29 protein-coding genes are annotated in these 26353 nt (G+C 72.8%); 13 read left to right on the top strand and 16 right to left on the bottom strand.

The features are described 5' to 3' along the window. Window positions 1-136: 136 nt before the first annotated feature. From ACNAVT_RS11070 to ACNAVT_RS11060, 3 genes are all read left to right on the top strand, one after another. A complete protein-coding gene (locus ACNAVT_RS11070; RefSeq protein WP_416295275.1) occupies window positions 137-676 on the top strand; it encodes an NUDIX hydrolase in 540 nt (179 codons plus the stop codon). A 182-nt stretch (window positions 677-858) separates the two neighbouring features. Beyond that, complete coding sequence (locus tag ACNAVT_RS11065) at window positions 859-1719, top strand: NTP transferase domain-containing protein (RefSeq protein WP_416295623.1); 861 nt, start codon at window positions 859-861, stop codon at window positions 1717-1719. A gap of 52 nt (window positions 1720-1771) precedes the next feature. Further along, the gene (locus ACNAVT_RS11060; protein ID WP_091122500.1) at window positions 1772-2059 is read left to right on the top strand and encodes an Lrp/AsnC family transcriptional regulator; all 288 of its coding nucleotides are present in this window, start codon (window positions 1772-1774) and stop codon (window positions 2057-2059) included. A 64-nt stretch (window positions 2060-2123) separates the two neighbouring features. Here the strand turns inward: ACNAVT_RS11060 and ACNAVT_RS11055 are convergent, their stop codons facing one another. The 5 genes from ACNAVT_RS11055 to ACNAVT_RS11035 form a co-directional block, all read right to left on the bottom strand. Beyond that, window positions 2124-2843, bottom strand: coding sequence for a DUF4142 domain-containing protein (locus ACNAVT_RS11055; RefSeq protein WP_416295273.1), 720 nt, complete (start codon window positions 2841-2843; stop codon window positions 2124-2126). Window positions 2844-3047: 204 nt separating this feature from the next. Beyond that, window positions 3048-4667 carry a cytochrome b N-terminal domain-containing protein gene (locus tag ACNAVT_RS11050; RefSeq protein WP_416295271.1) on the bottom strand — a complete coding sequence of 540 codons (1620 nt, stop codon included), beginning with the start codon at window positions 4665-4667 and terminating at the stop codon, window positions 3048-3050. Then, a complete protein-coding gene (locus ACNAVT_RS11045) occupies window positions 4664-5752 on the bottom strand; it encodes a ubiquinol-cytochrome c reductase iron-sulfur subunit (RefSeq protein ID WP_416295270.1) in 1089 nt (362 codons plus the stop codon). The genes ACNAVT_RS11050 and ACNAVT_RS11045 overlap by 4 nt, the downstream gene beginning before the upstream one ends. Window positions 5753-5819: 67 nt before the next feature. Beyond that, complete coding sequence (locus tag ACNAVT_RS11040; RefSeq protein WP_416295268.1) at window positions 5820-6656, bottom strand: c-type cytochrome; 837 nt, start codon at window positions 6654-6656, stop codon at window positions 5820-5822. Window positions 6657-6728: 72 nt separating this feature from the next. After that, window positions 6729-7328, bottom strand: a complete 600-nt coding sequence (locus tag ACNAVT_RS11035; RefSeq protein ID WP_416295266.1) for a cytochrome c oxidase subunit 3 — start codon at window positions 7326-7328, stop codon at window positions 6729-6731. 108 nt (window positions 7329-7436) lie between these two features. Between ACNAVT_RS11035 and ACNAVT_RS11030 the strand changes: the two genes are divergently transcribed. From ACNAVT_RS11030 to ACNAVT_RS11015, 4 genes are all read left to right on the top strand, one after another. Further along, window positions 7437-8450 carry a cytochrome c oxidase assembly protein gene (locus tag ACNAVT_RS11030; RefSeq protein WP_416295265.1) on the top strand — a complete coding sequence of 338 codons (1014 nt, stop codon included), beginning with the start codon at window positions 7437-7439 and terminating at the stop codon, window positions 8448-8450. Window positions 8451-8497: 47 nt separating this feature from the next. Beyond that, window positions 8498-8896, top strand: a complete 399-nt coding sequence (locus tag ACNAVT_RS11025; RefSeq protein WP_416295264.1) for a hypothetical protein — start codon at window positions 8498-8500, stop codon at window positions 8894-8896. A 100-nt stretch (window positions 8897-8996) separates the two neighbouring features. Beyond that, window positions 8997-10043, top strand: coding sequence for an anthranilate phosphoribosyltransferase (gene trpD, locus ACNAVT_RS11020; protein ID WP_416295263.1), 1047 nt, complete (start codon window positions 8997-8999; stop codon window positions 10041-10043). A 167-nt stretch (window positions 10044-10210) separates the two neighbouring features. Continuing rightward, window positions 10211-10429 (top strand): hypothetical protein, encoded by a 219-nt coding sequence (locus tag ACNAVT_RS11015; RefSeq protein ID WP_416295261.1) that lies wholly within the window; start codon window positions 10211-10213, stop codon window positions 10427-10429. 109 nt (window positions 10430-10538) lie between these two features. On the opposite strand, the gene ACNAVT_RS11010 is transcribed toward ACNAVT_RS11015, so the two are convergent. Next, window positions 10539-10964 carry a cytochrome c oxidase subunit 4 gene (locus tag ACNAVT_RS11010; RefSeq protein WP_416295259.1) on the bottom strand — a complete coding sequence of 142 codons (426 nt, stop codon included), beginning with the start codon at window positions 10962-10964 and terminating at the stop codon, window positions 10539-10541. Between the two features lie 10 nt (window positions 10965-10974). Beyond that, a complete protein-coding gene (gene coxB, locus ACNAVT_RS11005) occupies window positions 10975-11946 on the bottom strand; it encodes a cytochrome c oxidase subunit II (protein ID WP_416295257.1) in 972 nt (323 codons plus the stop codon). Window positions 11947-12117: 171 nt separating this feature from the next. Here coxB and ACNAVT_RS11000 point away from each other — a divergent pair, with 171 nt between their 5' ends. Then, a complete protein-coding gene (locus tag ACNAVT_RS11000; RefSeq protein ID WP_416295256.1) occupies window positions 12118-13293 on the top strand; it encodes a cysteine desulfurase family protein in 1176 nt (391 codons plus the stop codon). Next, window positions 13290-13517, top strand: coding sequence for a sulfurtransferase TusA family protein (locus ACNAVT_RS10995; RefSeq protein ID WP_416295255.1), 228 nt, complete (start codon window positions 13290-13292; stop codon window positions 13515-13517). Before ACNAVT_RS11000 ends, ACNAVT_RS10995 begins: the two co-directional genes overlap by 4 nt. A 19-nt stretch (window positions 13518-13536) precedes the next feature. Here ACNAVT_RS10995 and ACNAVT_RS10990 read toward each other — a convergent pair whose 3' ends face one another. The 4 genes from ACNAVT_RS10990 to ACNAVT_RS10975 form a co-directional block, all read right to left on the bottom strand. Then, window positions 13537-14106, bottom strand: coding sequence for an AAA family ATPase (locus tag ACNAVT_RS10990; protein WP_416295254.1), 570 nt, complete (start codon window positions 14104-14106; stop codon window positions 13537-13539). Then, a complete protein-coding gene (locus ACNAVT_RS10985; protein WP_416295252.1) occupies window positions 14103-15080 on the bottom strand; it encodes a carbohydrate kinase family protein in 978 nt (325 codons plus the stop codon). Before ACNAVT_RS10985 ends, ACNAVT_RS10990 begins: the two co-directional genes overlap by 4 nt. A 222-nt stretch (window positions 15081-15302) precedes the next feature. Further along, on the bottom strand, window positions 15303-15671 hold the full coding sequence (gene erpA / locus ACNAVT_RS10980; protein ID WP_091320045.1) for an iron-sulfur cluster insertion protein ErpA: 369 nt from the start codon (window positions 15669-15671) through the stop codon (window positions 15303-15305). A 232-nt stretch (window positions 15672-15903) separates the two neighbouring features. Next, a complete protein-coding gene (locus ACNAVT_RS10975) occupies window positions 15904-17061 on the bottom strand; it encodes a glycerate kinase (protein ID WP_416295251.1) in 1158 nt (385 codons plus the stop codon). A gap of 68 nt (window positions 17062-17129) precedes the next feature. Here ACNAVT_RS10975 and nadA point away from each other — a divergent pair, with 68 nt between their 5' ends. From nadA to ACNAVT_RS10960, 3 genes are all read left to right on the top strand, one after another. Continuing rightward, window positions 17130-18305, top strand: a complete 1176-nt coding sequence (nadA, locus tag ACNAVT_RS10970; protein ID WP_416295249.1) for a quinolinate synthase NadA — start codon at window positions 17130-17132, stop codon at window positions 18303-18305. 210 nt (window positions 18306-18515) lie between these two features. Beyond that, window positions 18516-19871, top strand: coding sequence for a UDP-N-acetylglucosamine 1-carboxyvinyltransferase (gene murA, locus ACNAVT_RS10965; protein WP_416295247.1), 1356 nt, complete (start codon window positions 18516-18518; stop codon window positions 19869-19871). Between the two features lie 74 nt (window positions 19872-19945). After that, entirely contained in the window at window positions 19946-20554 is a 609-nt protein-coding gene (locus ACNAVT_RS10960) for a DUF3043 domain-containing protein (protein ID WP_416295246.1), read from the top strand. 52 nt (window positions 20555-20606) lie between these two features. Here ACNAVT_RS10960 and ACNAVT_RS10955 read toward each other — a convergent pair whose 3' ends face one another. Together ACNAVT_RS10955 and ACNAVT_RS10950 are read right to left on the bottom strand one after the other, a co-directional pair. Continuing rightward, the gene (locus tag ACNAVT_RS10955) at window positions 20607-20915 is read right to left on the bottom strand and encodes an AzlD domain-containing protein (RefSeq protein ID WP_416295245.1); all 309 of its coding nucleotides are present in this window, start codon (window positions 20913-20915) and stop codon (window positions 20607-20609) included. Beyond that, window positions 20909-21742 carry an AzlC family ABC transporter permease gene (locus tag ACNAVT_RS10950; protein ID WP_416295243.1) on the bottom strand — a complete coding sequence of 278 codons (834 nt, stop codon included), beginning with the start codon at window positions 21740-21742 and terminating at the stop codon, window positions 20909-20911. The genes ACNAVT_RS10955 and ACNAVT_RS10950 overlap by 7 nt, the downstream gene beginning before the upstream one ends. Before the next feature lie 67 nt (window positions 21743-21809). On the opposite strand from ACNAVT_RS10950, the gene ACNAVT_RS10945 reads away from it, so the two are divergent. Further along, entirely contained in the window at window positions 21810-22370 is a 561-nt protein-coding gene (locus ACNAVT_RS10945) for a helix-turn-helix domain-containing protein (RefSeq protein ID WP_416295242.1), read from the top strand. Window positions 22371-22685: 315 nt separating this feature from the next. On the opposite strand, the gene ACNAVT_RS10940 is transcribed toward ACNAVT_RS10945, so the two are convergent. The 3 genes from ACNAVT_RS10940 to ACNAVT_RS10930 are packed head-to-tail and all read right to left on the bottom strand — an operon-like array spanning window position 22686 to window position 25332. Then, window positions 22686-23654, bottom strand: coding sequence for an ABC transporter ATP-binding protein (locus tag ACNAVT_RS10940; protein ID WP_416295241.1), 969 nt, complete (start codon window positions 23652-23654; stop codon window positions 22686-22688). Continuing rightward, entirely contained in the window at window positions 23651-24460 is an 810-nt protein-coding gene (locus ACNAVT_RS10935) for an ABC transporter permease (protein ID WP_416295239.1), read from the bottom strand. Before ACNAVT_RS10935 ends, ACNAVT_RS10940 begins: the two co-directional genes overlap by 4 nt. Before the next feature lie 20 nt (window positions 24461-24480). Then, complete coding sequence (locus ACNAVT_RS10930) at window positions 24481-25332, bottom strand: ABC transporter permease (protein WP_416295238.1); 852 nt, start codon at window positions 25330-25332, stop codon at window positions 24481-24483. Window positions 25333-26353 lie beyond the last annotated feature (1021 nt).

Raw genomic sequence — 26353 nt, 5'->3', positions numbered from 1 at the left:
CGCCCCCGCAGGCCCTGGCCGGCCTCTCCCGCCTGGGCCTTCACCTCCCGCAGTGAAGGGCAGGGTGTGGCTCCGCATCTCGGGTAGGTGAAACGCCGCTCATCCGCCGGCCCTGCCGGGCCACTAGCCTGGAGGCATGATCCCCCGCGCGCGTGCCACCGGACGGGCCCTCGGCTACCAGATCTTCTACCGGCTTCCCGTCCCGCTGCGCCGTCGGCTGGTGCGCCTGGCCGTGCCGAAGTACGTCGTCGGCGCGGTCACCCTGGTCCGGGACACCGAGGCCGAGGGCGCGGGGCGCATCCTGCTGCTGCGCCAGCCGCCCGGCTACAGCTGGACCCTCCCGGCCGGCCTGCTGCAACGCGGCGAGGCGCCGGTGGTCGGCGCGGCCCGCGAGCTGTACGAGGAGTCCGGCGTCCGGCTCTCCCCCGACCGGCTCCGCCCGGCCGTGCCCAACGCCGTGGTACACGCCAAGGGCTGGGTGGACGTGGTCTTCGAGGCCGAGGTGCCGGCCTCGACCACCGAGCTGACGGTCGACGGCGCCGAGGTCTTCGAGGCGGCCTGGCACCCGGTGGACGACCTGCCCCGGCTGAGCCGGGCCACCGCCAACCTGCTCGCCCACTACGGCATCGGTCCGCGTGCCGGCGAGGTCCCGCCGGCGACGCCACCGGTCGCGTGACCGCCCCCGGGCCGCGTCCCGGCCCCGCCGGCCCGGTCGTCGAGAACGGTCCCGGCGGCACCACCGCCAGCACCGGCCCGGCCGCCGCGTACGGTCCCGGCGGCGGGCGCCCCAGCGGTCTGGGCGGGGCGGACGGCCATGCCGGGGTGGGCCGCGCGACCCGCGCCGGCTGGCGGGCGGACGTGGACGTCTGCGGGGTGGTGCTCGCCGCCGGTGAGGGCACCCGGCTGCGCCCGCTCACCGAGCGACTGCCCAAGGCGCTCTGCCCGGTCGGTAACGTGCCGCTGCTGGATCGGGCTCTGGACCGGCTGGCCGGCCTCGGCCTGGCCGGCGCGGAGCGCGTCGCGGTGAACGCCTGCTACCGGGGCGACCAGGTGGTCGCGCACGTCGGTGGGCGGGCCCACCTGTCGGTCGAGCCGGGCGATCCGCTCGGCACCGCGGGCGGGTTGGGCAACCTGCGGAACTGGATCGCCGGCCGGGGCGTGCTGGTCGGCAACGCCGACGCGTACCTGGCCGATCCGGATGCCCCGCCGGGGCCGGACATCGCGGCGCTGCTGGACGGCTGGGACGGGCGGAGCGTACGCCTGCTCGGCCAGCCGGCCGGCGACCCGGCGGCCCCCGGCACCTTCAGCGGCCACCGGTTCGTCGGGTTCTCGCTGCTGCCCTGGCGGCTGGTCCGGGACCTGCCGGCGGCCTTCGGCGACCTGGTCCGGGCGGTGTGGCGCCCGGCGGAGGCGGCCGGCGGGTTGGCGGTGGTGCCCTACCGGGGCACCTTCTACGACACCGGCACGCCGGCCGACTACCTGGCGGCCAACCTGCACGCGGCCGGCGACGGCAGCCTGATCCACCCGTCCGCCACGGTGACCGGCCGGGTACGTCGGGCGGTGGTCGGCCCGGGGGCGACCATCCGGGGCGAGGTCACCCGGGCCGTGGTCTGGCCCGGCGCGACGGTACGCGACGACGAGCGGCTCACCGACGCGATCCGCGTCGGGGCCGATCTGACCGTCCCGGTCGGCCGGTTCCCCGAGCCCGGGACGGGCTGACCCGGCGAGCCCTTACCATGGGCCACGACGTCGACGAACGGAGAAATGTCCCGTGATCACCGCGATCGTGCTGATCGACTGCGCCACCGACTCCATCCCCGAGGTGGCCGAGACCCTGGCCAACCTGCCGGGCGTCAGCGAGGTCTACTCCGTCGCCGGTCACGTCGACCTGATCGCCATGGTCCGGGTCCGTGAGTTCGAGCAGATCGCCCAGGTCATCGCCGGCAGCATCTCCAAGGTGCCCGGCGTGATCAACACCGAGTCGCACATCGCGTTCCGGGCGTACTCCCAGCACGACCTGGAGGAGGCGTTCGCGATCGGGCTGGCCAACGCCGACTGACCCGGTACGCGTGGTGGCCGGCCCACCCCTGCGGGGGTGGACCGGCCACCTACGGTCGTACAGGTCAGCTCTGGCTCGGCGCCGGGGTCTCCTCCGTGGTGCCCGGAGCCGGCGTCTCGGTCGTGCCCGGAGCCGGCGACTCGGTGCCGCCCGGAGCCGGCGACTCGGTGCCGCCCGGAGCCGGGGACTCGGTGCCGCCCGGAGCCGGCGTCGAGGTACCGCCCGGGCTGGGCGTGCCGCTGGCGCTGGCCGACGGGACGGGAACGCCCAGGGTCTGGGCCAGGGACGTCAGCGCGTCGAGGTGTGCCTGGAGCACCGGCAGCGCGTCCTGGGCCAGCGTGATCACCGACTGCTCGGAGCCCTGCGAGATCTCCGTCTGGGTGGCCTGGATGGCCTGGACGTGGCCGTTCAGCTCGGCGGTCACCCACGCCTTGTCGAACGCCGCCCCGCTGAGGCTGTTCAGCTGGTTGATGACGTTCTGCTGATCCGTCGTGGGCTGGGACGGCAACTGGACGTTGAGCTGCGAGGCGGTGGACTTCACCGAATCGTCCAGCTGGGTGTGGTCCGTCACGAACTGCTTGCCCAGCTCCTTGACCTGCGCGTTCTGGCCCTTCTGCTGGGCCAGGTTGCCCATGGTGATCTCGGCCAGGTTCACCTGGTGCAGCGCCTGCAGGTACTGGGTGTCCTGCGTTGACGGTTGTGCCGCGGCCTGCGCCGCCGCGGCGGGCGCCACCCCGACCACCACCATGGCGGCCAGGAGCCCGAGGCGTTTGATACCCAACATGTTTCCCCCCCTTTTCGTTGGACCGCACGGATACCCGGCTGGCCGGGGTTATTCCTGCGATTCCACGCGTCCGGGTCAGGGAGTGGCGGGACAGCGGAGCGGATCCACCGGGCACGCGGTGGGCGGGACGGGACGGAGGGCCCGGAAACGCCGTGGCGCCCGCCGGAAATCCGGCGGGCGCCACGATCAGTCGTGCTCGGGGGGTCAGCGACGGCTCTCGCCGCTGCCGATCTCCTCCCGCTCCGGTCGAGGCTCGACCGGCGGGTGCCCCGGCGAGACCGGCGCCTCGGCCGGCTTCTCGATCGGGTAGAAGAAGCCCCGGATGGCCGGGCCGAGTGCGCCGAGCCGGTTCATCTTCTTCGGGACGACCCAGCCGACGTACTCCAGCCCGTCGTGGCCCTCGGCCGCGCTGAGCGGCTGGTGGACCTCGACGAACCGACCGTCCGGCAGCCGCTTGATGATGCCGGTCTCCACGCCGTGGGCCAGCACCTCCCGGTCGTGCTGCTGCAGGCCCAGGCAGATCCGGTAGGTGAGGTAGTAGGCCAGCGGCGGGAGGATCAACAGGCCGACCCGGCCCCCCCAGGTCATCGCGTTCAAGCTGATGTGGAACTTGTCGGCGATGACGTCGTTGGCCCCGGAGAGGGTCAGCACGATGTAGAAGGACACCGCCATGGCGCCCACCGCGGTCCGGGCCGGGACGTCCCGGGGCCGCTGGAGCAGGTTGTGGTGGCGGTAGTCCTTGTTGCGGCGGGCCTCCAGGAACGGGTACATCGTCGACAGGCCCACCAGGATGCCGGGCAGCACGACCGTCGGCCAGAACAGCGGCGGAATGACGTACCCGTCGCCGATCGGGATGGGGATCTCCCAGCCCGGCATGAGGCGGGTCGAACCGTCGAGGAACATGACGTACCAGTCAGGCTGGCTGGCCGCGGAGACCACCCAGGCCTCGTACGGGCCGAAATACCAGATCGGGTTGATCTGGAACAGGCCACCCATCAGCGCGATCACGCCGAAGACGACCGCGAAGAAGCCGCCCTGCTTGAGCGCGTAGCGCGGGAACATCCGCTCGCCGACCACGTTCTCGTTGGTCCGGCCGGGGCCGGGCCACTGGGTGTGCTTCTGCTTGAAGACCAGGCCCAGGTGGGCGCTGATCAGCGCCACCAGCAGACCCGGGACGATCAGCACGTGGGCGATGAAGAACCGGCTGATGATGATGGTGCCCGGGAACTCCCCGCCGAAGATCGACGAGCTGACCCACGAGCCGATCACCGGGATCGACAGGATGATGCCGGAGGCGATCCGCAGACCGGTGCCGGAGAGGCCGTCGTCCGGCAGCGAGTAGCCGGTGAAGCCGGCCAGGAAGCCCACCCAGAACAGCAGCGAGCCGATGATCCAGTTCGTCTCCCGCGGCTTGCGGAACGCGCCGGTGAAGAAGACCCGCAGCATGTGCACCACGATGGCCGCCATGAACAGCAGGGCCGCCCAGTGGTGCATCTGCCGCATGATCAGACCACCCCGGACGTCGAACGACAGGTCCAGGCTGGAGGAGTACGCGGCCGACATCGTGGTGCCCCGCAGCGGCGCGTAGCTGCCGTTGTAGACCACCTCGTTCATCGACGGCTCGAAGAAGAAGGTCAGGAAGACACCGGTCATGATCAGCACGATGAACGAGAAGAGCGCGATCTCGCCCAGCAGGAAGGACCAGTGGTCGGGGAAGACCTTGTTCAGCAGCTTCCGCAGCGGAGTGGCCGCCTGGAAGCGGTCGTCCAGCGCGCCGGCCGTCTTGCCCGGCATCGCCGCTACGTCAAACTTTCGGCGCTTCATGGCCGCTCCCAGAAGTCGGGACCGATGGTCTCGGTGTAGTCGGACTTCGCCACGAAGAAGCCCTCCGCGTCCACCTCGATCGGCAGCTGCGGCAGCCGCCGGTTGGCCGGGCCGAAGACCGGCTCGGCGTTGTCGGTGATGAGGAACTGCGACTGGTGGCAGGGGCAGAGCAGCCGGTTGGTCTGCTGCTCGAAGAGGCTGGCCGGGCAGCCGGCGTGCGTGCAGATCTTGGAGAACGCCGCGAAGTTGCCCCACATGTAGTCGCCGTGCCCGATCCGCGCGTTGGCGGTGCGCGACTTCTGCGCATCCTCCTCACGCAGGTGGATCAGCAGGGTCGGCGAGTCCGCGTACTTGTTGCTCACGCCGCCGTCGACGCCCGGGAAGACGGTGAGCTGACCACCCACGCTGACGTCCGCGGGGCGGATGGGCCGGCCGTCCTCGCGGATCAGCCGGATCTTCTTGCCGCCCTCGCCCGGCTTGAACCCGGTGGTGAACATCTGGTTGTTCTTGTGCGGGTTCTCGATCAGTCCACCGATGAGCGGTGCCGCGACCACCGCGCCGACCGGGACGAGACCGGCGAGCAGCGACATACCGAGCAGCGGCCGGCGCCGGACGCCCATCTCGTCGGCCAGGTAGAGCATGGTCGCGCCGGTGATCGTGCGATCCTCCGGGGAGCTCGGCTGGTCGTGCCGGTCCTGGATCGAGACCTCCTTCGGCAGCAGCTTCTTGCCCCAGGTGAGGATGCCGAAGCCGATGGCGAGGAGCGCGATGCCGAGGGTCACGCCGAGCAGCGGGGTGTAGAACTTGTCGCCGCCGTGGCCCGGCTCCCACTGCCACGGCCACCAGATGTAGACGACCAGGAACGCGGTGGCGGCCGCGCCGGTCAGCAGGAAGAGCGCGGCGACCGTACGGGTCAGCCGGCGCTCCGCCTTGCTGCCCGGGACCACCTGCGGCTCGTAGTGGACGATTTCGATGTCGTCCCGCCGCGCGCCCTCCTGGACGATGTCGAACCGGGAGAGCCGGGGGTCGTTCACGTCGAGCGGCTCCCGGCCCTGCGGGGCCTGGTGCTCGGTGTGGGTGCTCATGCCGTCACCTCGCTACGGGCGGCGCCGGGGGTCGACGCCGCAGCACTGAAACGATTGATCCGCTCGGTCACGACTTGCCCGCAATCCACAGGCTCGCGAAGACCAGCGCGACGATGCCGACCAGGAAGGCCGCCAGGCCCTCGGTCGACGGGCCGTACCGGCCCAGGTTGAAACCGCCCTGGTCCTGGTTGGCCTTCAGGGTCTCCTGGATGTAGGCGATGATGTCCGCCTTCTCCTGCGGAGAGATCTGGTTGTCCCCGAACACCGGCATGTTCTGCGGGCCGCTCAGCATCGCGGCGTAGATCTGCCGGTCGCTCGACGGGTGCAGGCTCGGCGCGTACTTGCCGGAGGAGAGGGCGCCGCCGCCACCGGTGAAGGCGTGGCACTGCGAGCAGTTGATCCGGAACAGCTCGCCACCGGTGGCCAGGTCGGCGTTCTGGTGCAGGTTGTTGCCCGCGGGGACCTGGGGGCCGCCGCCGAGCTCCTGGATGTACTGGCCGAGCTGGCGCACCTGCTCGTCGGTGAACTGCGGCTTCTTCCGCGGGGCCTGGGCCTCCTGCCGGGCCATCGGCATCCGACCGCTGCTGACCTGGAACTCCACCGAGGCCGACCCGACGCCGACCAGGCTCGGGCCGCGTCCCTCGACGCCCTGGGCGTTGCGGCCGTGGCAGCTCACACAACTCACGTCGAACAGCGCCTTGCCCTCGTTGGCGGCGGCGCTCAGGGGCGGGGTGTCCTGCGCCTGCACGCCGGGGGCGAAGACGGTGTAGGCGCCGCCGGCCAGCATCAGCGCGGCGGCCAGCCGGACCGCGGCACCCAGCCGGCGGCGGCCCCTGCTGCGCGCTACGGGCCGCCCACGCAACCGCGCGAGCAGACCGCGTCGGCGGTCGTTGTCAGAAGTCATGACCTGTGTCCTTAACCGGTTGGACCTTGTCTCAGGGGACGGAGCAGCGGCGCGGTTCGTGACGCGCCAAGATCACTGGAGCCAGTAGATCATGGCGTAGAGCCCGATCCACACGACGTCGACGAAGTGCCAGTAGTACGACACGACGATCGCCGACGTGGCCTGCGCCGGGGTGAACCGGCCCATGGTGGTGCGGATCATGAAGATGATGAAGGCGATGAGACCGCCGGTCACGTGCAGACCGTGGAAGCCGGTGGTCAGGTAGAACATCGACCCGTAACCGTCTGCGTTGATCTTGACGCCCTCGTGCACCAGGTTGCGGTACTCGTTCGCCTGGCCGAGCACGAAGATCAGACCCATCACGAAGGTGATCGTGAACCACCGACGGAGCGAGTGGACGTCACCCTTCTCGGCCGCGAAGACACCGAGCTGGCAGGTCACCGAGGACAACACCAGGATCACCGTGAAGGTGGTCGCATAGGGGATGTTGAGGATCTCGGTGTGCTTCTCCCACTGCTCCGGCGCCGCCGCGCGGATCGAGAAGTACATCGCGAACAACGCCGCGAAGAACATGAGTTCACTGGAGAGCCACACGATCGTCCCGACGCTGACCATGTTGGGACGGGTCAGCGAGTGGATCCGGCTCTTATCAATGGCTGGGGCCGCAGTCACGCGGTCATTATTGCCCTTGACCGGGACCGACGATCAGCGGGGTGGCAAACCTGTGCCGGTAGTGGCCCGATCGGGGTCGTCCGCTTCGCCTGACCTACCCTGAAAAGCGTGCTGCACGTCGATCCGATCTTCGCCGCCACCTCGGGCGCTCCGTCACGAATCGTTCCGTCGATTCTGGCGGCGGGGGGCGAGGCCGTCCCGCCGCCCTTCACCGTCGCCCGGATCATCACCGAGACCCGGCTGAACAGCTGGCTCACCCTCGGGCTGCTCCTCGCGGCCGGTCTCTACCTGTACGGCGTGTACCGGCTGCGGCTGCGCGGCGACCGCTGGCCGGTGGTCCGGACGGTCTGCTTCCTCGTCCCCGGCCTGGGCGGCATCGCGGCGGTCACGGTCAGCGGGCTGGGCGCGTACGACACCGCGCTGGTGTCGGTGCACATGGTGCAGCACATGCTGCTGTCCATGGTCGCGCCGATCTTCCTGGCGCTGGGCGCCCCGGTGACGCTCGCCCTGCGTACCCTCCCCGTGCGGCCCCGCAAGCGACTGCTGGCGATCGTGCACAGCCGGGTCGCCCGGATCTACAGCTTCCCCCTGGTGGCGTTCGCCATCTTCGTGGTGAACCCGTTCGCGCTCTACTTCACCGACCTCTACGAGTTCACCCTGCGGCACGAGTGGGCGCACGAGCTGGTCCACGCCCACTTCATCGCGACCGGCTGCGTCTTCTTCTGGCCGCTGCTCGGCCTGGACCCGCTGCCCGGGCGCTGGCCGTACCCGGCCCGGGCGCTGCTGATGCTGCTCTCCGTGCCGTTCCACACCGTGCTCGGCCTCACGATCATGCAGAGCACCACCCTGCTCGGCGGCGACTGGTATCCGTCGCTGCACCTGAGCTGGTCGGACCCGTGGAACGACCAGGTGGTCGCCGGTGGCGTGCTCTGGGCCGGCGGCGAGTTCGTCAGCGTCACCATGCTGGCCGTGCTGGTCGTCCAGTGGATCAAGCAGTCCGAGCGCGAGGCGCGCCGGCTGGACCGCGAACTGGACCGCCAGGAGGCCCGCGAGCGCGCCGCGGAGGCCGCCGACGCAGCCCCTGCAGGCGTACGCGAGGGCGGGCCGTCCGGCCCGATGTGACGCCCGCTACGATCAGCGGGCAGCTACGAGGTGGGAGCTAGTCAGCGATGAGCGATCGTCTTTGCACCGTCCTGCTCTACAGCGACGACCCGAAGGTCCGCGACCGGATGCGACTCGCCGTCGGCACCCGGCCCGCGCCCGGGCTCGAGCTCGAGTTCGTCGAGGCCTCCGACTACGCCGAGTGCGTCCGGCTGGTCGACGACTACGAGATCGACCTGCTCCTGCTCGACGGCGAGGCGACCCCGGGCGGCGGCATCGGCATCGCCCGCCAGATCAAGGACGACCGGGACGACGCGCCGCCGACCTGCGTGGTGCTCGCCCGCGCCGCCGACCGCTGGCTGGCCGCGTACGCCGAGGTCGACGCCACCCTGACCCACCCGCTGGACCCGGTGACCACCGGCACCACCGTCGCCGAGATGCTGCGGCGCACGCACGCCGCGGCCTGAGCCGACCACTCGGCGGCACGGCAGCGTGGCCGTGGCGCCGGCGCTTCGGCCATGATTCGGCCGCCACACCCCGCTCTCCACGCCCCGCTCGGGAGGCCCCATGGGCGAACGGACCTGGCCGCTGCTGCTCAACGCGCTGCTGCGCGGCGAGGAACTCTCCACCGCCGACACCGCTTGGGCGATGGACGAGATCATGACCGGCTCGGCCAGCTCCGCGCAGGTGGCCGGCTTCGTGGTGGCGCTGCGCGCCAAGGGTGAGACCCCCGCCGAGCTGGCCGGCCTGGTCGAGGCGATGCTCGGCCGGTCGGTCGCGGTGGAGCTGCCCGAGGAGATCCGGGCCACCGCCCTGGACGTGGTCGGCACCGGCGGCGACCTCGCCCACACGGTGAACATCTCCACGATGACCGCGCTCGTGGTGGCCGGGGCCGGTGTCCGGGTGGTCAAGCACGGCAACCGCGCCGCCTCGTCCTCGTGCGGCACCGCCGACCTGCTGGAATACCTGGGCGTACCGCTGGACCTGGCCCCCGAGCAGGTGGCCCGGTGCGTGACCGAGGCCGGCATCGGCTTCTGCTTCGCGGGCCGCTTCCACCCCGGGATGCGCCACGCCGGCCCGGTGCGCCGGGAGATCGGCGTGCCGACCGCGTTCAACTTCCTCGGCCCGCTCACCAACCCGGCCCGTCCCCGGGCCGGCGCGGTCGGCTGCTTCGACCTGCGGATGGCGCCGGTGATGGCGGCCGTCTTCGCGGCCCGGGGCGACTCGGTGGTGGTGATGCGCGGCGAGGACGGGCTGGACGAGTTCACCACCGCCGCGCCGACCCGCGTCTGGGTGGCCCAGCAGGGCACCGTCAGGGAGGCGCTGCTGGACGCGGCGGAGCTCGGGGTACCTCGGGCCACCCTGGCCGATCTGCGGGGCGGGGACGCGGCGTACAACGCCGGCGTGGCCCGGCGGCTGCTGGCCGGCGAGACCGGCCCGGTCCGGGACGCGGTGCTGGTGAACGCCGCGGTGGCGCTGGCCACCCAGGGCCCGCTCGACGGCGACCTGCCCGAGGCGCTGCGGGCCGGCCTGGCCCGGGCGGCCGAGTCGATCGACTCCGGGGCCGCCGCCGGCGTCCTGGACCGGTGGCTCGAGGTCAGCCGTTCCCTCTGACGAATCGGCGCGGGTGGCAGGCCGGGCAACGACGGGGGCGGGTACGCCGCACCGGGTCCGCGCCGGGTGTGTCAGACCGGCGTGCCAAACTACACGGGAGTAGTTTTCCGTTTTCCGCCGATGCCGGCACCGTTCCTCGGCCGGCACTGAGCCGAGAGGAGACGCCCGTGTCGGACCGTGAGCTCTACTGCGACATCTGCGAGGGCGTCGTGCTCTTCGAGGCTCCGCCCGGCGTCGACGGCCACGGCACCGACTGCCCGGACGAGTGGTCGGAGCTGGCCTGCACCGGATGCGGCGCGGCCCTGTTGATCGCCGCGTTCCCCGTCCGCGCCCCGCGCCGCGCCCGCCGCCGCGGCGCGCGCCCGGTCCACCGCCGCGCCGCCTGACGATCCCCCGACCGCCGGTCGCGGCGCCGACGGCGGAATGCCCGACCAGGACGAACGCGAAAGGCCCGCGTCCCCGAGGGGAGGCGGGCCTTTCGGCGTAGCCGTCAGCTCAGTGCTCGGCGGTCCGGCGGGTGCCGGAGTAGTACTCGAAGAGCAGGCCGCAGGCGGCGAAGATGACCGCCACCAGGCCCACGCCCAGCAGCCACAGCTGCCAGAAGACCAGCCCCAGACCGGCGATCGTCGCGGCCAGGGCCAGGCCGAACGGCCAGTAGCTGCCCGGGCTGAAGAAGCCGACCTCGCCCGCGCCGTCGGCGATCTCGCCGTCCGGCCGGTCCTCCGGGCGCAGGTCGATGCGCCGGGAGATGAACCAGAAGAAGCCGCCACACATCGAGCAGAGCAGGAACGACAGCAGCAGTGCCACGCTGCCGACCCACTCGATCCGACCGCTCTCGCCGTGCGTCCAGGCGGCGTAGAGGATGGTGACGCCGAAGAGGAACGCCCCGACGGTCAGGAAGATTCGCCACTCGGTCTTCATGCCGGATCCCTCAGCTTCCCGCGCCGGCCGACGCGTCGGACGGGTTGAAGTTGTTCTTGGTCCGCCGGGTGTCGAACGGCTGGGTGGTCGTGGCGTACGGGTTCTGGCCGATCGCCTCGAGCGCCTCCTGCGTCGACTTGCCGGCCTTCTTCGCCGCCAGGAACTGGTCGAACTCCTGCGGCGGAACGGCCCGCAGCTCGAAGTTCATGAAGGCGTGGTAGGTGCCGCACAGCTCGGCGCAGCGGCCGACCCACGCGCCCGTCTGGTCGATGCTGGTGACCTCGAAGACGTTCCGGACGTTGCCCGGGAAGACGTCCCGCTTGAACAGCAGCTCCGGCACCCAGAAGGAGTGGACGACGTCGCGGCTCTGCTCCTCGAACCGGATGGACTTGCCGGTCGGCAGGACCAGCACCGGGATGACCTCGCTGGTGCCGAGGACCGAGGCGACCGTGTTGGCGTCACGCCCCTGGCCGTCGCGGTAGTTGAACTGCCAGTTCCACTTGAAGCCGACGACCTCGACGACCAGGTCCGGGTTCTTCGAGAGCTTGTCCACACCGGTCTGCACGACCGCCGTGTAGTAGAAGAGGACGGAGACCACGAGGATCGGCGCGATGGTGTAGAGGAACTCCATCGGCAGGTTGTAGCGGGTCTGCACCGGCAGCGCGTTGCCGCGCTTCCGGTAGCGGATCACGCACCAGAAGATCAGGCCCCAGACGAACACGCCGACCGCGAGCGCCGCGATGCAGGACGCGATCCACAGGTCGTACATCCGGTGCGACTGCGGCGTGATGCCGCCCTGCGGCCACCCGAAGCCGTCGACCGCCTTGCCGACGTCGCAGCCGGTGAGCAGCACCAGCAGCGCGGCTCCGCCGAGACCGAGCCCGGCGAGTCGACCGACACCACGCCCCCGGCCTCCACCGGCTCCTGGGGAAGCGCTGTGCCGTACGGCCGACGACCGTACCTCCGAACTCCTTGCGACCACCTGGTCCTGCCTCCCTAGCGCGCCGCGGTGGTGGTTTTCCCCGACACCGACGGCAAAGGCGTCACCGACGGTCGCAGATTACTCGACCATGACGGGCCTGACCGTCTTGGGGTCACTGTCCGCACCCATCAGGGGGATCTTGCCCCTGTCGGCACGATAGCGTGGGCGTTCGTGAGCGAGCGAACCATCGGGCTCGGTAGCGCGTCCCCGGTCTACCTGGACGCGGCCACCGCCGCCCCGCTGCACCCGGTCGCGCGGCAGGCGCTGCTGGCCGCGCTCGACGACGGCTGGGCCGACCCGGGCAAGCTCTACACCCAGGCCCGCCGGGCCCGCCAGCTGCTCGACGCCGCCCGCGAGGCCACCGCGCAGACCCTCGGCGTCCGCGCCGACGAGCTGTCCTTCACCCCCAGCGGTACGACCGCCGTGCACGCCGCCGTGCTGGGCGGCCTGGCCGGGCGGCGTCGGGTCGGGGCGGCCCTGGTGCACTCGGCGATCGAGCACTCCGCGGTGCTGCACGCCGCCGAGCGGCACGTGGCCGTCGGCGGCGACGCGGTCTCCGTACCGGTGGACCGGCTCGGCCGGTTGGACCTGGACGCCTGGACGGCGGCGGTGGCCGCGCCGGGGGTGGCCCTGGCGGCCCTGATCGCGGCCAGCCACGAGGTGGGCACGGTGCAGCCGGTGCCGGCGGCGGCCGAGACGTGCGCCGAGGCGGGGGTGCCGCTGTACGTCGACGCGGCACAGCTGGTCGGCCGGGCGCCGGTGCCGGCCGGCTGGTCGGTGCTGAGCGCGAGCGCGCACAAGTGGGGCGGGCCGCCCGGCGTCGGGCTGCTGGTGGTCCGCAAGGGCACCCGCTGGGAGTCGCCGTTCCCCGCCGACGAGCGGGAGTCGGGGCGTACCCCCGGGGTGCTGAACCTGCCGGCGGTCGTGGCCGCGGCGGCGAGCCTGCGCGCGGCGGCGGCCGACGCGGCGGCCGAGACGACCCGGCTGGCGCCGCTGGTGGACCGGATCCGGGCCCGGGTAGCGGCCGAGGTGCCGGACGTGGAGGTGGTCGGCGACCCGGTGGACCGCCTACCCCACCTGGTCACCTTCTCCTGTCTGTACGTGGACGGCGAGGCGCTGCTGCACGCGTTGGACCGGCGGGGCTTCGCGGTCTCCTCCGGCTCCTCCTGCACCTCGTCGACGCTGCGGCCGTCGCACGTGCTGGAGGCGATGGGGGTCCTGTCGCACGGCAACGTCCGGGTGTCGCTGCACCGGGAGACCACCGAGGCGGACGTGGCACGTTTCCTCGCCGAACTGCCGGGGATCGTCGCCGACCTGCGTGCCGAGGCGGGGGTGACGGGGCTGTGAGCGGGCCGGACGAGATCCTCGACTACCGGGGCCAGCGTTGCCCGCTGCCGGTCATCAACCTGGCCCGCCGCCTGCCCGAGCTGCCGGTCGGCGCGGTGGTGCGGGTGCTCGCCGACGACCCGGCCGCCGCCGTCGACATCCCGGCCTGGTGCCGGATGCGCGGCCACGACTTCCTCGCCGCCCACCCCGAAGCCCCCGCCTACGACGTCCGCCGCACCCACTGACCCCCGTGGGGGCGCCGGGTCAGCGAAGGTAGGCGAGGATGCCGGGGAACGGGTCGACGCCGACGGCGGTGTCCACCACCAGGCGGGGGCCGATGATCGGCTCGTACTCGGCGCGGCGGAGCAGGGTCTGCTCCCAGGTGGGCAGGTGCGGGTCCGGCTCGGCGGGGAGCCGGGCCTCGACCCGGCGGCGTTGCTCGGCCTCGTCCCCGCAGTGCACCTCGATCATCCGCAGCGGCACGCCGGCGCGTTCGGCCAGGTCGTGCCAGAGACCCCGGGCGCTGGCCACCGGGTTCACCGCGTCCACCACCACGCTCAGCCCGAGCCCGAGCTGCACCTCGGCGAGCCCGGCGACCGCGCCGTACGCGGCCATCCCGGGCACGTCGCCGACCAGGCCGTACCGGCCGAGGGCCCGCTCCACCGGGTCGATCGGCAGGATCGGGGCACGCAGCGCGGCGCCGACCCGGACGGCGAGGGTGCTCTTACCCACGCCGGGCAGGCCGGCGAAGGCGACCAGCAGCGGGCCGTTCACGCCGGGGCCCATGGCGGCCGGGTCGACCGCGCCGTCCGGACCGGGTACGCCGGCGGTCACGGCAGCAGGTGCGGGCGGACGTCGTCGGCGGCCTGGTCGCCGTACGACTCGGCGAGCCGCTTGACGAACAGGTCCCGGCGGACCTGGTACTCCTGGGTGCCGACGGTCTCCAGCACCAGGGTGGCCAGCAGCGAGCCGACCTGGGCGGCACGCTCCAGGCCAAGGCCCCAGGACAGGGCGGCGAAGAAGCCGGCCCGGAAGCCGTCGCCGACGCCGGTGGGGTCGACCGCCTGGATCTCCCGGGCGATCGGCACGTGGATGGGGTCGAAGTCCCGGCCGGCGATCTCCACGCCGTCCTTGCCCAGCGTGGTCACCCGGACCTTGACCAGGTCCAGCAGCTGCGCGTCGGTGAGGCCCGCCTTGCTCAGCAGCAACGACTTCTCGTAGTCGTTCGTCATCAGGTAGTCGGCGCCGTCGATCAGGCCGAGGACGTCCTCGCCGTCCATCCTGGCCAGCTGCTGGGACGGGTCGGCGACGAACCGGAAGCCGCGCTCCCGGCACTCGGCCGAGTGGCGCACCATCGCCGCCGGGTCGTTGGCGCCGACCAGTACGAGGTCGAGGCCGCCCAGCCGCTGCGCCACGGGGGCCAGCTCGATGTTGCGGGCCTCGCTCATCGCGCCGGCGTAGAACGAGGCGATCTGGCACATGTCGGTGTCGGTGGTGCAGACGAAGCGCGCGGTGTGGGCCACCTCACTGACGTGCACCGAGTCGCAGTCCACGCCGTGCCGCTCCAGCCACGACCGGTAGTCGGCGAAGTCGGCGCCGACCGCGCCGAGCAGCACCGGGTGCAGGCCGAGCTGGGCCATGCCGAAGGCGATGTTCGCCGCCACCCCGCCCCGCCGCAGCACCAGGTCGTCCACGAGGAACGACAGCGACACCTTGTGCAGCTGGTCGGCGATGAGCTGCTCGGCGAATCGGCCGGGAAAGCTCATCAGGTGGTCGGTGGCGATCGAGCCGGTTACGGCGATCTTCATGTCAACCCTCGTGGTCGGGAGCACGGCGCCGGTCAGCCTACCGGGCCGCCAGGCCCGCCGGACGGGGGTCGGTCGCCAACCGGTTGCCCACCGCACATCCGGATGTCACCGCCCGGACACCCACCGGGAACGGCAGAACGGCGGGACCGTCCGGTGTAGGACGGTCCCGCCGTTCTCGGGTACGTCAGCCGTCGGCCCGATGCGGGCCGGACCGGCGTCGACTCAGCTGAACGAGTCGCCGCAGGCGCAGGAGTTGCCGGCGTTCGGGTTGTCGATGGTGAAGCCCTGGGCGTCGATCCGGTCGGCGAAGTCGATGGTCGCGCCGGCCAGGTAGGGCGCGCTCATCCGGTCGACGACGACCTCGACACCGCCGAAGTCGGTGACGACGTCACCGTCGAGCGACCGCTCGTCGAAGAAGAGCTGGTACCGCAGGCCGGAGCAGCCGCCCGGCTGCACGGCGACCCGGAGCCGCAGGTCGTCGCGGCCCTCCTGCTCGATCAGGGCCTTGACCTTCTGCGCCGCGACGTCGGTGAGGACGACGGTGCTGGGGGCCTTGGCCTCGGTCGACTCGGTCTGCGCTGGCGTGGTCACGTGGAAATCTCCCTGCGCGGTATGGGTCCGGACGCACTGGCCAACGTCGCGCGTCCGCCAGTGATTCCCGGTGTGGTCCAGATCCGATCGTACGCCGCTTCCCGCCGGGTCACCCCGTCGGCGTGAGGTACGCGCCCTTCGGTGCCGGCGGCACCCGGTCAGGACCGACCACCGCCGGGTCGGCCGTCGCCGGCAGGCCGGACGGCACGGGGCGCCGGGTGCGAAAGGGGACTCAGCGGGCGGTACCGCCCGAGGGCCGGCTCCACTGCCCGGCCAGGCGGGCACCGAGCGCGCGCAACCCCTCGGCGGGCCGGCCCAGCGCCACCTCCACGCCGCCGCGCTCCTCGCCGCCGAAGTGCTCCACCAGGCTGTACGCCTCGGTCACGCCGGCCGCGGCGGCCTCCCGCCGCCCGGTGCTCACCCTTCCCGCCAGCACCACGCAGGGCACGCCCCGGTCCCGGGCGGCCCCGGCCACCCCGGCCACGACCTTCCCGCGCAGCGACTGGTGGTCGAAGGAGCCCTCTCCCGTGATCACCAGATCGGCGGCGTCCAGCGCGGCGTCCAGCCCGATGGCGCGCGTGACCAGCCCGATGCCGGACTCGCACCGGCCGCCCAGGGCGAGGACCGCCGCGCCGAGCCCACCGGCCGCCCCGCCGCCGGGCAGCGAGCCGAGCCCTGGCGGGCAGCCCGGCAGCTCGCGTTCCAGCACCCCGGCCCAGCGCTCCAGCGCCGCGTCCAGCAGCAGCACGTCGGGCCGGCTGGCGCCCTTCTGCGGGCCGTACACGTTGCTGGCGCCGTGCAGCCCGAGCAGTGGGTTGTCGACATCGGTTGCGGCGACCAGGGCGGCGCCGCGGACCCGGGGAGCGCCGTCCAGCGCGGCCACCGCCGCGAGCGCCGCCCCGCCGTACGGCAGGGCCTGGCCGGCCTCGTCCAGCGGGGTGACGCCCAGCGAGGTGAGCATGCCGGCGCCCCCGTCGTTGGTGGCGGAGCCGCCGAGCCCGATCACGACGGTGCGCGCCCCCGCCTCGACCGCGGCGGCCACCAGCAGCCCCAGCCCGTACGAGGTGGTGGCCTTCGGGTCGCGCTCGGCGGCGGACAGCAGGTCCAGCCCGCACGCCTGAGCGCTCTCCAGGTAGGCGGCGCCGTCGTCGGTGAGCAGGATCTCACCGGCGGCGGGCCGGCCGAGCGGGTCGACGGTCGGCACCGGCAGCCGCCGCCCGCCGAGCGCCTCGGCGAGCACGGCGACGAAGCCGGGGCCGCCGTCGGCGAGCGGACGGAGCAGCAGTTCGTCGTCCGGGGCCACCGTCCGCCAGCCCTCGGCCACCGCGGCGGCGACCTCCTGGGCCGGCAGTGTGCCGGCGAACTTGTCCGGGCAGAGCAGCACGCGCATGCCGAGCAGTGTGGCAGGCCACAGCGGCGGCGGCTGCGGGCCGGCTCCGCTGTGGGACCATGGGAGGCGTGACTTCGACCTGGGTTGAACCCTCCAACACCGCGACTGCGCTGCTGCTCCTCGGCCGCGGCAGCGACCCCGCCACCGAGCGTGGCGTGGAGTGTCCAGGCGACCTTCCCGCGCCGAGCGACCCGGACCTGGTGGCCCGGGCGGCGGCGGCCAAGGCCGCGCTCGGCACGAAGGTCTTCGTGCTGGGCCACCACTACCAGCGCGACGAGGTGATCCAGTTCGCCGACGTGACCGGCGACTCGTTCAAGCTGGCCCGGGAGGCGGCGGCCCGTCCCGACGCGGAATACATCGTCTTCTGCGGCGTGCACTTCATGGCCGAGAGCGCGGACATCCTCACCTCGGCCGGCCAGAAGGTGATCCTGCCCGACCTGGCCGCCGGCTGCTCGATGGCCGACATGGCGGTGCTGTCGCAGGTCGAGACCGCGTGGGACGTGCTGACCGAGCTGGGCGTCGCGCAGGACACGGTCCCGGTCACGTACATGAACTCCTCGGCGGACATCAAGGGCTTCGTCGGCCGGCGCGGCGGTGTGGTCTGCACCTCGTCCAACGCAAAGCGGGCGCTGGACTGGGCGTACCAGCAGGGGTCGAAGGTGCTCTTCCTCCCCGACCAGCACCTGGGCCGCAACACCGCGGTCCTGGAGATGGGCTTCTCGCTGGACGACTGCGTCCTCTACGACCCGCACAAGCCGGGCGGCGGGCTCACCCCGGAGCAGCTCCGCGACGCGAAGATGATCCTGTGGCGCGGGCACTGCTCGGTGCACGGCCGGTTCACCCTGGACAGCGTCAACGACGTCCGGGAGCGCGTGCCGGGGGTCAACGTGCTGGTCCACCCGGAGTGCCGGCACGAGGTGGTCACCGCCGCCGACCTCGTCGGCTCCACCGAATACATCATCAAGACCATCGAGGCGGCCCCGGCCGGCTCGGCGTGGGCGATCGGCACCGAACTCAACCTGGTCCGCCGGCTGGCGCTGGCCCACCCGGACAAGCAGATCATGTTCCTGGACCGCGCGGTCTGCTACTGCTCGACGATGAACCGGATCGACCTGCCGCACCTGGTGTGGGCCCTGGAGGAGCTGGTCGCCGGCCGGGTGGTCAACCAGATCACCGTGGACCCGGACACCGCCCACCACGCCCGGGTCGCGCTGGACCAGATGCTCGCCCTCCCGGGCGCTTGATCACCCTCGGTCACGTCATCGGCACGGAAACGCACGAGACACCCCGGTTCGTGCCCTCGCTGGTGATGTGACCGATTCCATTTTCGTAACGGAGGGCTATGCTGCCGGGGCGACGACATACGTGGGCCGTTTGCCCGTGGCCGCATTCCGGGTAGCGATGCAGATCGTGGCCCACCATCACACGGCAGCACCAACGCGCTGGAGGTTGCGTTGACCAACGACGTCCTGGTCGTACACGGAGGCACTCCGCTGGAAGGGCGGATCCGCGTGCGCGGCGCGAAGAACCTCGTATCCAAGGCGATGGTCGCCGCCCTGCTGGGCGACACCCCCAGCCGGCTGTACGACGTGCCGCGGATTCGAGACGTCGAGGTGGTCCGCGGGCTGCTCGACCTGCACGGGGTCAGGGTGAGCGACGGCGAGGAGGACGGCGAGCTCATCCTCGACCCGTCGAACGTCGAGAGCGCCAGCACCGACCAGATCAACGTGCACGCGGGCTCCAGCCGGATTCCGATCCTGTTCTGCGGCCCGCTGCTGCACCGGCTCGGCCACGCCTTCATCCCGGACCTGGGTGGCTGCCACATCGGTCCGCGCCCGATCGACTTCCACCTGCAGGCGCTGCGGGAGTTCGGCGCGACCGTCGACAAGACCCCGGAGGGCCTGCACCTGTCGGCGCCGAACGGGCTGCACGGCACCAAGTTCGCCCTGCCGTACCCGAGCGTGGGCGCCACCGAGCAGGTGCTGCTGACCGCGGTGATGGCCGAGGGCGTCACCGAGCTGCGCAACGCGGCGGTCGAGCCCGAGATCATCGACCTGATCTGCGTCCTGCAGAAGATGGGCGCGATCATCAAGGTGCACACCGACCGGGTGATCGAGATCCAGGGTGTGAAGCGGCTCAGCGGCTACACCCACCGGCCGATCCCGGACCGGATCGAGGCGGCGAGCTGGGCGGCGGCGGCGTTGGCCACCCGCGGCCACGTCGAGGTGCTGGGCGCCCAGCAGGCCGACATGATGACCTTCCTGAACATCTTCCGCTCGGTCGGCGGCGAGTACGAGGTGACCGACCTCCGCCCGCCCCGGGCCGGCAAGCCGGGCCAGGAGGGCGGCATCCGCTTCTGGCACCCGGGCGGCGAGCTGAACGCGGTGGCGCTGGAGACCGACGTCCACCCCGGCTTCATGACCGACTGGCAGCAGCCGCTCGTGGTGGCGCTGACCCAGGCCCGCGGCCTGTCGATCGTCCACGAGACGGTCTACGAGCAGCGGCTGGGCTACACCGAGGCGCTGAACTCGATGGGCGCCAACATCCAGGTCTACCGGGACTGCCTGGGTGGCACCCCGTGCCGCTTCGGCCGGCGCAACTTCAAGCACTCCGCGGTGATCGCCGGCCCGAGCAAGCTGCACGCGGCCGACCTGGTCATCCCGGACCTGCGGGCCGGTTTCAGCCACCTGATCGCCGCCCTCGCGGCCGAGGGCACCTCCCGGGTGTACGGCGTCGACCTGATCAACCGCGGCTACGAGGACTTCGAGGCCAAGCTGGCGGACCTGGGCGCACACGTGGAGCGTCCGTAACATCACACTGCGTTTTCCGCGCCCGGTGCACCCGCGATGTGCACCGGGCGCGGCTGTTTGGCTACCCTTCACGAGTGCCGTCGCTGTTTCGTCGTAAGCCCGCCGACCTCGTCGAGGAGTCCGTCACCACGGTGACGACCGACGAGGCACCCGACCGTGCCCACCCTCGGGGATACACCCCGAGCAAGAAGGAGCTCGGCGTGGTGACGCCGAAGCGGCCCACCGCCGGCCGCCGCGCGGGCACGCCGAGCAAGCCGCTGACCAAGGAGGAGGCGCGCGAGCAGCGCCGGGTGGCGCGCGCCGAGTCGGCGGCCGAGTTCCGCCGCGAGGGCGGTCCGCGCGACCGGGGCCCCGAGCGGCTGCTGGCCCGGAACGTGGTCGACTCCCGGCGCACGGTGGGCACCTGGTTCTTCGGCGGCGCGCTGATCGTGCTGGTCGGATCCAACCAGGCCATGCCGCCGATCGTCCGGCTGATCTCCAACGTGCTGTGGGGGGCGCTGGCGCTCGGTGTGGTGATCGACTCGATCCTGATCTCCCACAAGATCAAGAAGCTGGTGCGCGAGCGCTTCCCCAAGAGCACCGAGAGGCTCGGTTCGCTCTACTTCTACGCGATCATGCGCTCGATCACGTTCCGCAGGATGCGGGCCCCGCAGCCACAGGTCAACATCGGCGACAAGATCTGACCGGGCGCGGCCCGGATCCGGCCCCTTCCCCCGACTCGGGGAAGGGGCCGTTTCATTCCACCCCGAGCAGGCGCAACAGCGCGGTGGTGCCGGCCGCCGCGACCACGACCAGGACGAACGGCGCCCGTCGCCAGGCGAGCAGTACCCCGACCAGCACTCCCGCGGGCCGGGCGTAGCCGGCGAAGCGGCCGGCCTCCGTCAGCGCCGCGGTCGCGGCGAGCGCGGCCAGCAGGGCGGCGGCGGCGACCGGCAACAGGTGCCGGGACCACTCCGGCAGTTCCAGCCGATCGCGCAGGAGCACCCCGGCGACCCGGAATCCGTACGTGCCGGCGGCCAGGGCGACGATCACGGCGATCAGCACGACGCCTCCCCGGTCCGCACCACGCGCCCGGCCTCCGGTACCCCGTCGGCACCGCCCGGCTCGGCCCCGCCTGCGTCGAGCGGATCGTCCGTCGGCGGGGTGACCTGCCCCGAACCCGGAACGGCCGCGACGGCGGGCATCCGGTCGGCGCCGGCCCGCCCGCGCCGGCGTACCGCCGGCACGACCACGGCGACGAGGGCGAGCAGGACCGGCAGCCCGGCGGGCAGGACCGCGGTGGCCAGCACCGCCAGCCCGGCGCCGGCCAGCGCCACTCGACGGGTCTGTCCGTCGCGCAGGCTCGGCAGCAGCAGCGCGGCCAGCCCGGCCGGGAAGGCGGCGTCGAGTCCCAGCACGGCCGGGTCGCCCACCGCGCCGCCGGCCAGCACCCCGAGCAGCGTGCCCGCGTTCCAGGCCAGGAAGAGCAGCGCCCCGGCGAGCCAGAACGCGTGTCGTCGTGTCGGCCCGCCCGGCCGGGCCAGGGCGAACGCGGTCGCCTCGTCGGTCATCAGGTGGCTGCCGAGCAGCCGCCGCCAGCGCCCCGGGCCGAGGCTGCCGCCGAGGGCCAGACCGAACGGCAGGTGCCGGGCGTTGAGCAGCAGGCCGGCGAGGACCGCCGCGAGCGGGCTGCCGGCGGCCACCAGGCCCACCGCCATGAACTGCGCGCCACCGGCGTAGACGAACACCGACATGGCGAGGGTGGCCCAGACGGGCAGGCCGGCGGCCACCGCCACCGCGCCGAACGAGGCGCCGACGGCGACCATCGCCGCGCCGATGGCGGCGACGTCGCGCAGCGCGGCCGCGTCGCCCGTTCGATGTACCGTACGCATGGTTCATTATCCTGAACGCAGCGGCACGCGTTCGTCAAACCGAACAAACCGACCTATGGAGCGAACAATGGCGGTCGACCCCGCTCCCCCGCTGGCCACCATCGCGGCCGCCCTGCGTCGCGAGCGCGACCGGGCGGGCATCTCGCTGACCGAGCTCGCCCGCCGGGCCGGCATCGCCAAGTCCACCCTGTCGCAGCTGGAGTCCGGTGTCGGCAACCCGAGCGTCGAGACGCTCTGGGCGCTGGGAGTCGCGCTGGGCGTGCCGTTCAGCCGGCTGGTCGAGCCGCCCACGGCCGCCGTCCGGGTCGTCCGGGCGGGCGAGGGCCCGCGAATCCGCTCCGAGCACGCCGACTTCAGCGCCACCCTGCTCGCCGCCGGCTCGCCGCACGCCCGTCGCGACGTGTACGTGATGGAGCTGGAGCCCGGGGCCGTCCGGGTGGCCGAGGCGCACACCCCGCGCAGCGTCGAGCACGTCGTGGTCGCGGCCGGGCGGATGCGGATCGGCCCGGAGTCCGACCTGGTCGAGCTGGGCCCGGGTGACTACGCCACGTTTCCCGGCGACACGCCGCACCGGTACGAGGCGCTGGTCCCCGGCACCTTCGCCGTGCTCGTGATGGAGCACCCGTAACGGCAGCGCACCAACCACGGTCATGACCGGCTCGTCCGCCACCACGTGGACGAGCCCGTGCCGCGCGGCCACGTCGAGTAACGACACCAGCCCCGGGGGGCCGCCACCCACTCCGCGAAGACCTTTCCGCGCGGGCCCTGCTTCGAGGCTTCCCGCTGGTTGCACGGCTGAGGCCGCGGCAGGCGCTGCGGAGGCATCCTCAACGCCATCACGGGGAGTAACATCAGGCTTCCGGCTGCGGCTATCACCCACAGTTGCCGACAGCACGCCAGGCGGGCAGCCGGGCGCGCCGATAAGCCGGAGACGTGCGGGCGATCAGCCGACCTCGGACGGGGCACGGTAGAGCCGGGCGACAACCTCCTCGATGTCCGGCTCGACGATCGAGATGTCCCGCAGGGTGGCCAGGCCGGCCAGCCCGGCCACCACCTCGGCGACGCTCGCCGACTCCAACACGAAGACCAGCCGGTGCCCGTCCGCCTCCACCCGCTGCAGCGGAGCGCCGGGCAGCGCCGGCGGCTCGGGCAGCACGGTGTCCAGCTCGGCGACGACCATCCGGCGGGAGCCGTAGCGGCTGTGCAGCGCGGCGATCGAGCCGTCGTGCACCACCCGGCCGTGGTCGATCACCACGAGGCGCCGGCAGAGCCGCTCGATGTCGGCCAGGTCGTGGGTGGTGAGCACCAGGGTGGTGTCGCCGGCCCGGCCCAGCTCGGCCAGGAAACCTCGGACCGCCTGCTTGCTCACCACGTCCAGCCCGATGGTCGGCTCGTCGAGGAAGAGCACCTCCGGCCCGTGCAGGAGCGCGGCGGTCAGCTCGCCGCGCATCCGCTGCCCGAGGGAGAGCTGCCGGACCGGGGTGTCCAGGAACTCGTCGAGGTCGAGCAGGCCGCGGCAGCGGGCCAGCCGGGCCGCGTGCTCGCCCGCCGGTACCCGGTAGACGTGCCGGAGCAGCTCGAACGAGTCGCGCAGCGGCAGGTCCCACCAGAGCTGCGAGCGCTGCCCGAAGACCACGCCGATGCGTAGCGCCAGCCGGGTCCGCTCGGCCACCGGTCGCAGCCCGCAGACCCGGGCCTCCCCCGCCGACGGCATCAGCACGCCGGTGAGCATCTTCAGGGTCGTCGACTTGCCGGCACCGTTCGGGCCGATGTAGCCGAGCATCTCGCCGCGTTCCACCCGCAGGTCGATCCCGTCGACTGCGGTGACCGTCCGCTTGTCCCGGCGCACCCGTCCGGCCTTCACCCGGACGGTGAACTCCTTGCGCAGCCCGCGCATCTCGATGACGCTCATGATCCCGTACTCCGGTAGTGGCGGATCCCGACGCGCCAGGCCAGGGTGGCGACCCCCGCGGCGACCAGCGCGACACCCGGCGCGGCCCAGCCGACCCAGGCGGGCAGACCGAGCGGGTCGGCCCGGCCGAGCAGCGCCAGCGCCGGGTGGTAACTGACAAAGGCGAACCCCATCCCGTACGCGAAGAGCGCGCGGAACCAGCCGTCGTAGACGGTGACCGGGTACGACGTGAAGTCGCGCCCACCGTAGGTGACGGAGTTGGCCAGCTCGCCCGAGTCGATCCAGTAGAACGACACGGTGGCGGTGGTGACGAAGATCGAGCCGAAGAAGACCACGGCGGCGAGCGGGGCCACCACGACCAGGGCGAGCCGGCCCGGCGTCCAGTCGATCCCGGCCGAGCTGACCGCGACGACCAGCACGGCCAGCCCGAAGACCGAGCGGGACACCTTGCGCAGCGGCAGGTCCATCAGCAGCAGCTGGGGCAGCGCGGCGAGCGGTCGGACCAGCACGGCGTCGAAGAGGCCGGTGCGGACGTACCGGGGCAGCCGCTCGATGTTGCCGACCAGCAGGTCCGCGGTGGCGAACGCGAAGGACGACAGGCCGACGATCACCAACGCCTCGCGCAGCGTGAAGCCGCCCAGCTCGCGGGTGACGCCGAACAGCACCAGCACGGTGACCAGGTCGAACACCGTCGCCCCGACGTTGCCGAGCAGGTCCACCACGAACGACGTGCGGTACGCGGCCTGCGACCGGGCCTGCGCGCCGAGCAGCGCCCGGTACGCGCCCAGCAGGCCCGGCTCAGCCACCCCGCACCACCAGCCGGCGTTCAACCACCCTGCACCACCAACCGGCGCTCGGCCCGGCGCTGCACCAGCCGGCAGAGGGCGAGCAGCGCAACGGCCCAACCGACCTGCACCCCGACCAGGCCGAGCTGCATCGGCGCCGGATCCCGCTCGACCAGCACGTCGAGCGGGATCTGGAGCAGGCTCGGGAACGGGGTGCCGTACCGCAGCACGGCCTCCAGCCAGCCGGGCAGGAAGCCCAGCGGGAAGTAGAGCCCGGCAAGCACGCCGGAGCAGAGCGTCCAGAGGATCAGCGGGCCCCGGACGTCCTGCAACCAGTACGCGGTGGCGTTGACCAGGTAACGGCAGCCGAAGCAGACCACCACGGCGAGCAGCACGGACAGCGCGAACAGCGGCAGGGTGACCGGGCGGCGGGGCAGGTAGACGTCGAAGAAGAGCAGGCCGACCAGCACCGGCGGCACCAGCCGGGACAGCAGGGCGAACCCGGCCCGGCCGAGATCGGTGGCGAGATAGCTGGTCACCGGGTGGACCGGGCGGAGCAGGTCGGCGGCGATCTCGCCGGTGCGGATCCGGTCGGCCAGCTCGGTCCAGCCCCAGATCAGAATCACCGCCAGCAGGCCCTGCCCGACCCAGACGAAGGTGGCGAGCTGGGCGCGGTCGTAGCCGGCGACCCGGCCCGCCGCGCCGGCCGCCGCGAGGAAGATGTAGTAGCGCAGGAAGCCGAAGACGCTGTTGGTGACCACGCCCGCCGCAGCGGCCTGCCGGTAGGTGGCGTATCGCCGAAAACCGGACGCTACTATCGCGCCGAATGTCCGAAACCATCGGGTAACGTTTGGGCCCGTGGGCGGTGCCACAGTGGCGGTGACCGAGCCCACGCCGCTACCCTCCTTCCGCAGCCATGACGTGCCGGGACCGGGCGACTCTACCGGCACGTCGGGCGCCTGGCGCGACAATTTCCAACGAGGTGACACCGCCGTGAGCGAGCGACGCGAGCCGGCCCCGAGGCCGCGCCGCGCGGGCGGCGACAGGGTCCCCCGATGAGCGGCTGGGACCGCTGGCGCGAGCTGGCCGAACCGTCCTGGGCCGCCGAGCCCACCCACGAGTGGCATCCGCAGTTTCCGGGGCAGCGCTACCCGGGCGACATCGGCATCGAGCACCTGGGCCCGCCCGCGCCGCGCGGCCGGGCCACCATCGTCGGCCGGGCCGAGGTGCAGCCCGTCAGCCCCGCACCGACCGCTGACGCGTACCCGATCAGCCCGGCCGGTCCGGACGAGCGGCGTGGCGCGTATCCGGGGTCGTCCGGGCCGGGCGAGCGGCCCGGGTACCCGGACGGGCGCCGCGGGGACGAGCCGCGCGCGGACGGGCGACGGTCCTGGGTGGACCGGCGTGCGGACGGCACCGGGCACGCTGACGCCGCGCCCCGGCGCGGTCCCGCGCCTGAGGCGGGCGACCGGTACGACCCGCGCGGCACCGAGCGGGCGCCGGAGCGCCCCGCCGGTCGGCCGGACGACCGGTACGACCAGCGCTGGGTACGCCCCGAGCCCGGACGGCGGGTGCCACCGCCGGATGCGGCAGCGCACCGACCCGTCTCCCCCGCGCCCGAGCCCGGTTGGCTCCCGGAGCCCGACGAGTTCCCGCACCGCCCCCAGGCACGGCCGGCGTGGGCGGAGCAGCGCCGGGGTACGCCCGACGGACCGCTCGACGCTGTCCCGCACGGTCCGTCGGGGCGACGCGAACCGGGCCCCGACGGCCCGCTCGACCGGCGCGCGCGGCCGTTCGACGGACCCGTGGACCAGCGCGGGCCTGCCGTCGGTGGCAACGTGGACCGGCGCGGACCGGGCTTCGACGGCGCGGTGGACCGACGCGAGCCCGGCTTCGAACGCCCCACCGACCGGC

The sequence above is a fragment of the Micromonospora sp. SL4-19 genome, from assembly GCF_047921475.1.
GTDB lineage: Bacteria > Actinomycetota > Actinomycetes > Mycobacteriales > Micromonosporaceae > Micromonospora.
Note: the sequence above shows the minus strand (reverse complement) of the source record. Positions and strands in the feature narration are given on the sequence as shown.

Excerpts from the sequence above, each read along its gene's own strand:
- ACNAVT_RS11070 (WP_416295275.1), top strand. The coding sequence starts at position 137 with ATGATCCCCCGCGCGCGTGCCACCGGACGGGCCCTCGGCTACCAGATC.
- ACNAVT_RS11055 (WP_416295273.1), bottom strand. The coding sequence starts at position 2,843 with ATGTTGGGTATCAAACGCCTCGGGCTCCTGGCCGCCATGGTGGTGGTC.
- ACNAVT_RS11050 (WP_416295271.1), bottom strand. The coding sequence starts at position 4,667 with ATGAAGCGCCGAAAGTTTGACGTAGCGGCGATGCCGGGCAAGACGGCC.
- ACNAVT_RS11045 (WP_416295270.1), bottom strand. The coding sequence starts at position 5,752 with ATGAGCACCCACACCGAGCACCAGGCCCCGCAGGGCCGGGAGCCGCTC.
- ACNAVT_RS11040 (WP_416295268.1), bottom strand. The coding sequence starts at position 6,656 with ATGACTTCTGACAACGACCGCCGACGCGGTCTGCTCGCGCGGTTGCGT.
- ACNAVT_RS11025 (WP_416295264.1), top strand. The coding sequence starts at position 8,498 with ATGAGCGATCGTCTTTGCACCGTCCTGCTCTACAGCGACGACCCGAAG.
- trpD (WP_416295263.1), top strand. The coding sequence starts at position 8,997 with ATGGGCGAACGGACCTGGCCGCTGCTGCTCAACGCGCTGCTGCGCGGC.
- ACNAVT_RS11010 (WP_416295259.1), bottom strand. The coding sequence starts at position 10,964 with ATGAAGACCGAGTGGCGAATCTTCCTGACCGTCGGGGCGTTCCTCTTC.
- ACNAVT_RS10985 (WP_416295252.1), bottom strand. The coding sequence starts at position 15,080 with ATGAAGATCGCCGTAACCGGCTCGATCGCCACCGACCACCTGATGAGC.
- ACNAVT_RS10975 (WP_416295251.1), bottom strand. The coding sequence starts at position 17,061 with ATGCGCGTGCTGCTCTGCCCGGACAAGTTCGCCGGCACACTGCCGGCC.
- ACNAVT_RS10950 (WP_416295243.1), bottom strand. The coding sequence starts at position 21,742 with ATGCGTACGGTACATCGAACGGGCGACGCGGCCGCGCTGCGCGACGTC.
- ACNAVT_RS10945 (WP_416295242.1), top strand. The coding sequence starts at position 21,810 with ATGGCGGTCGACCCCGCTCCCCCGCTGGCCACCATCGCGGCCGCCCTG.
- ACNAVT_RS10940 (WP_416295241.1), bottom strand. The coding sequence starts at position 23,654 with ATGAGCGTCATCGAGATGCGCGGGCTGCGCAAGGAGTTCACCGTCCGG.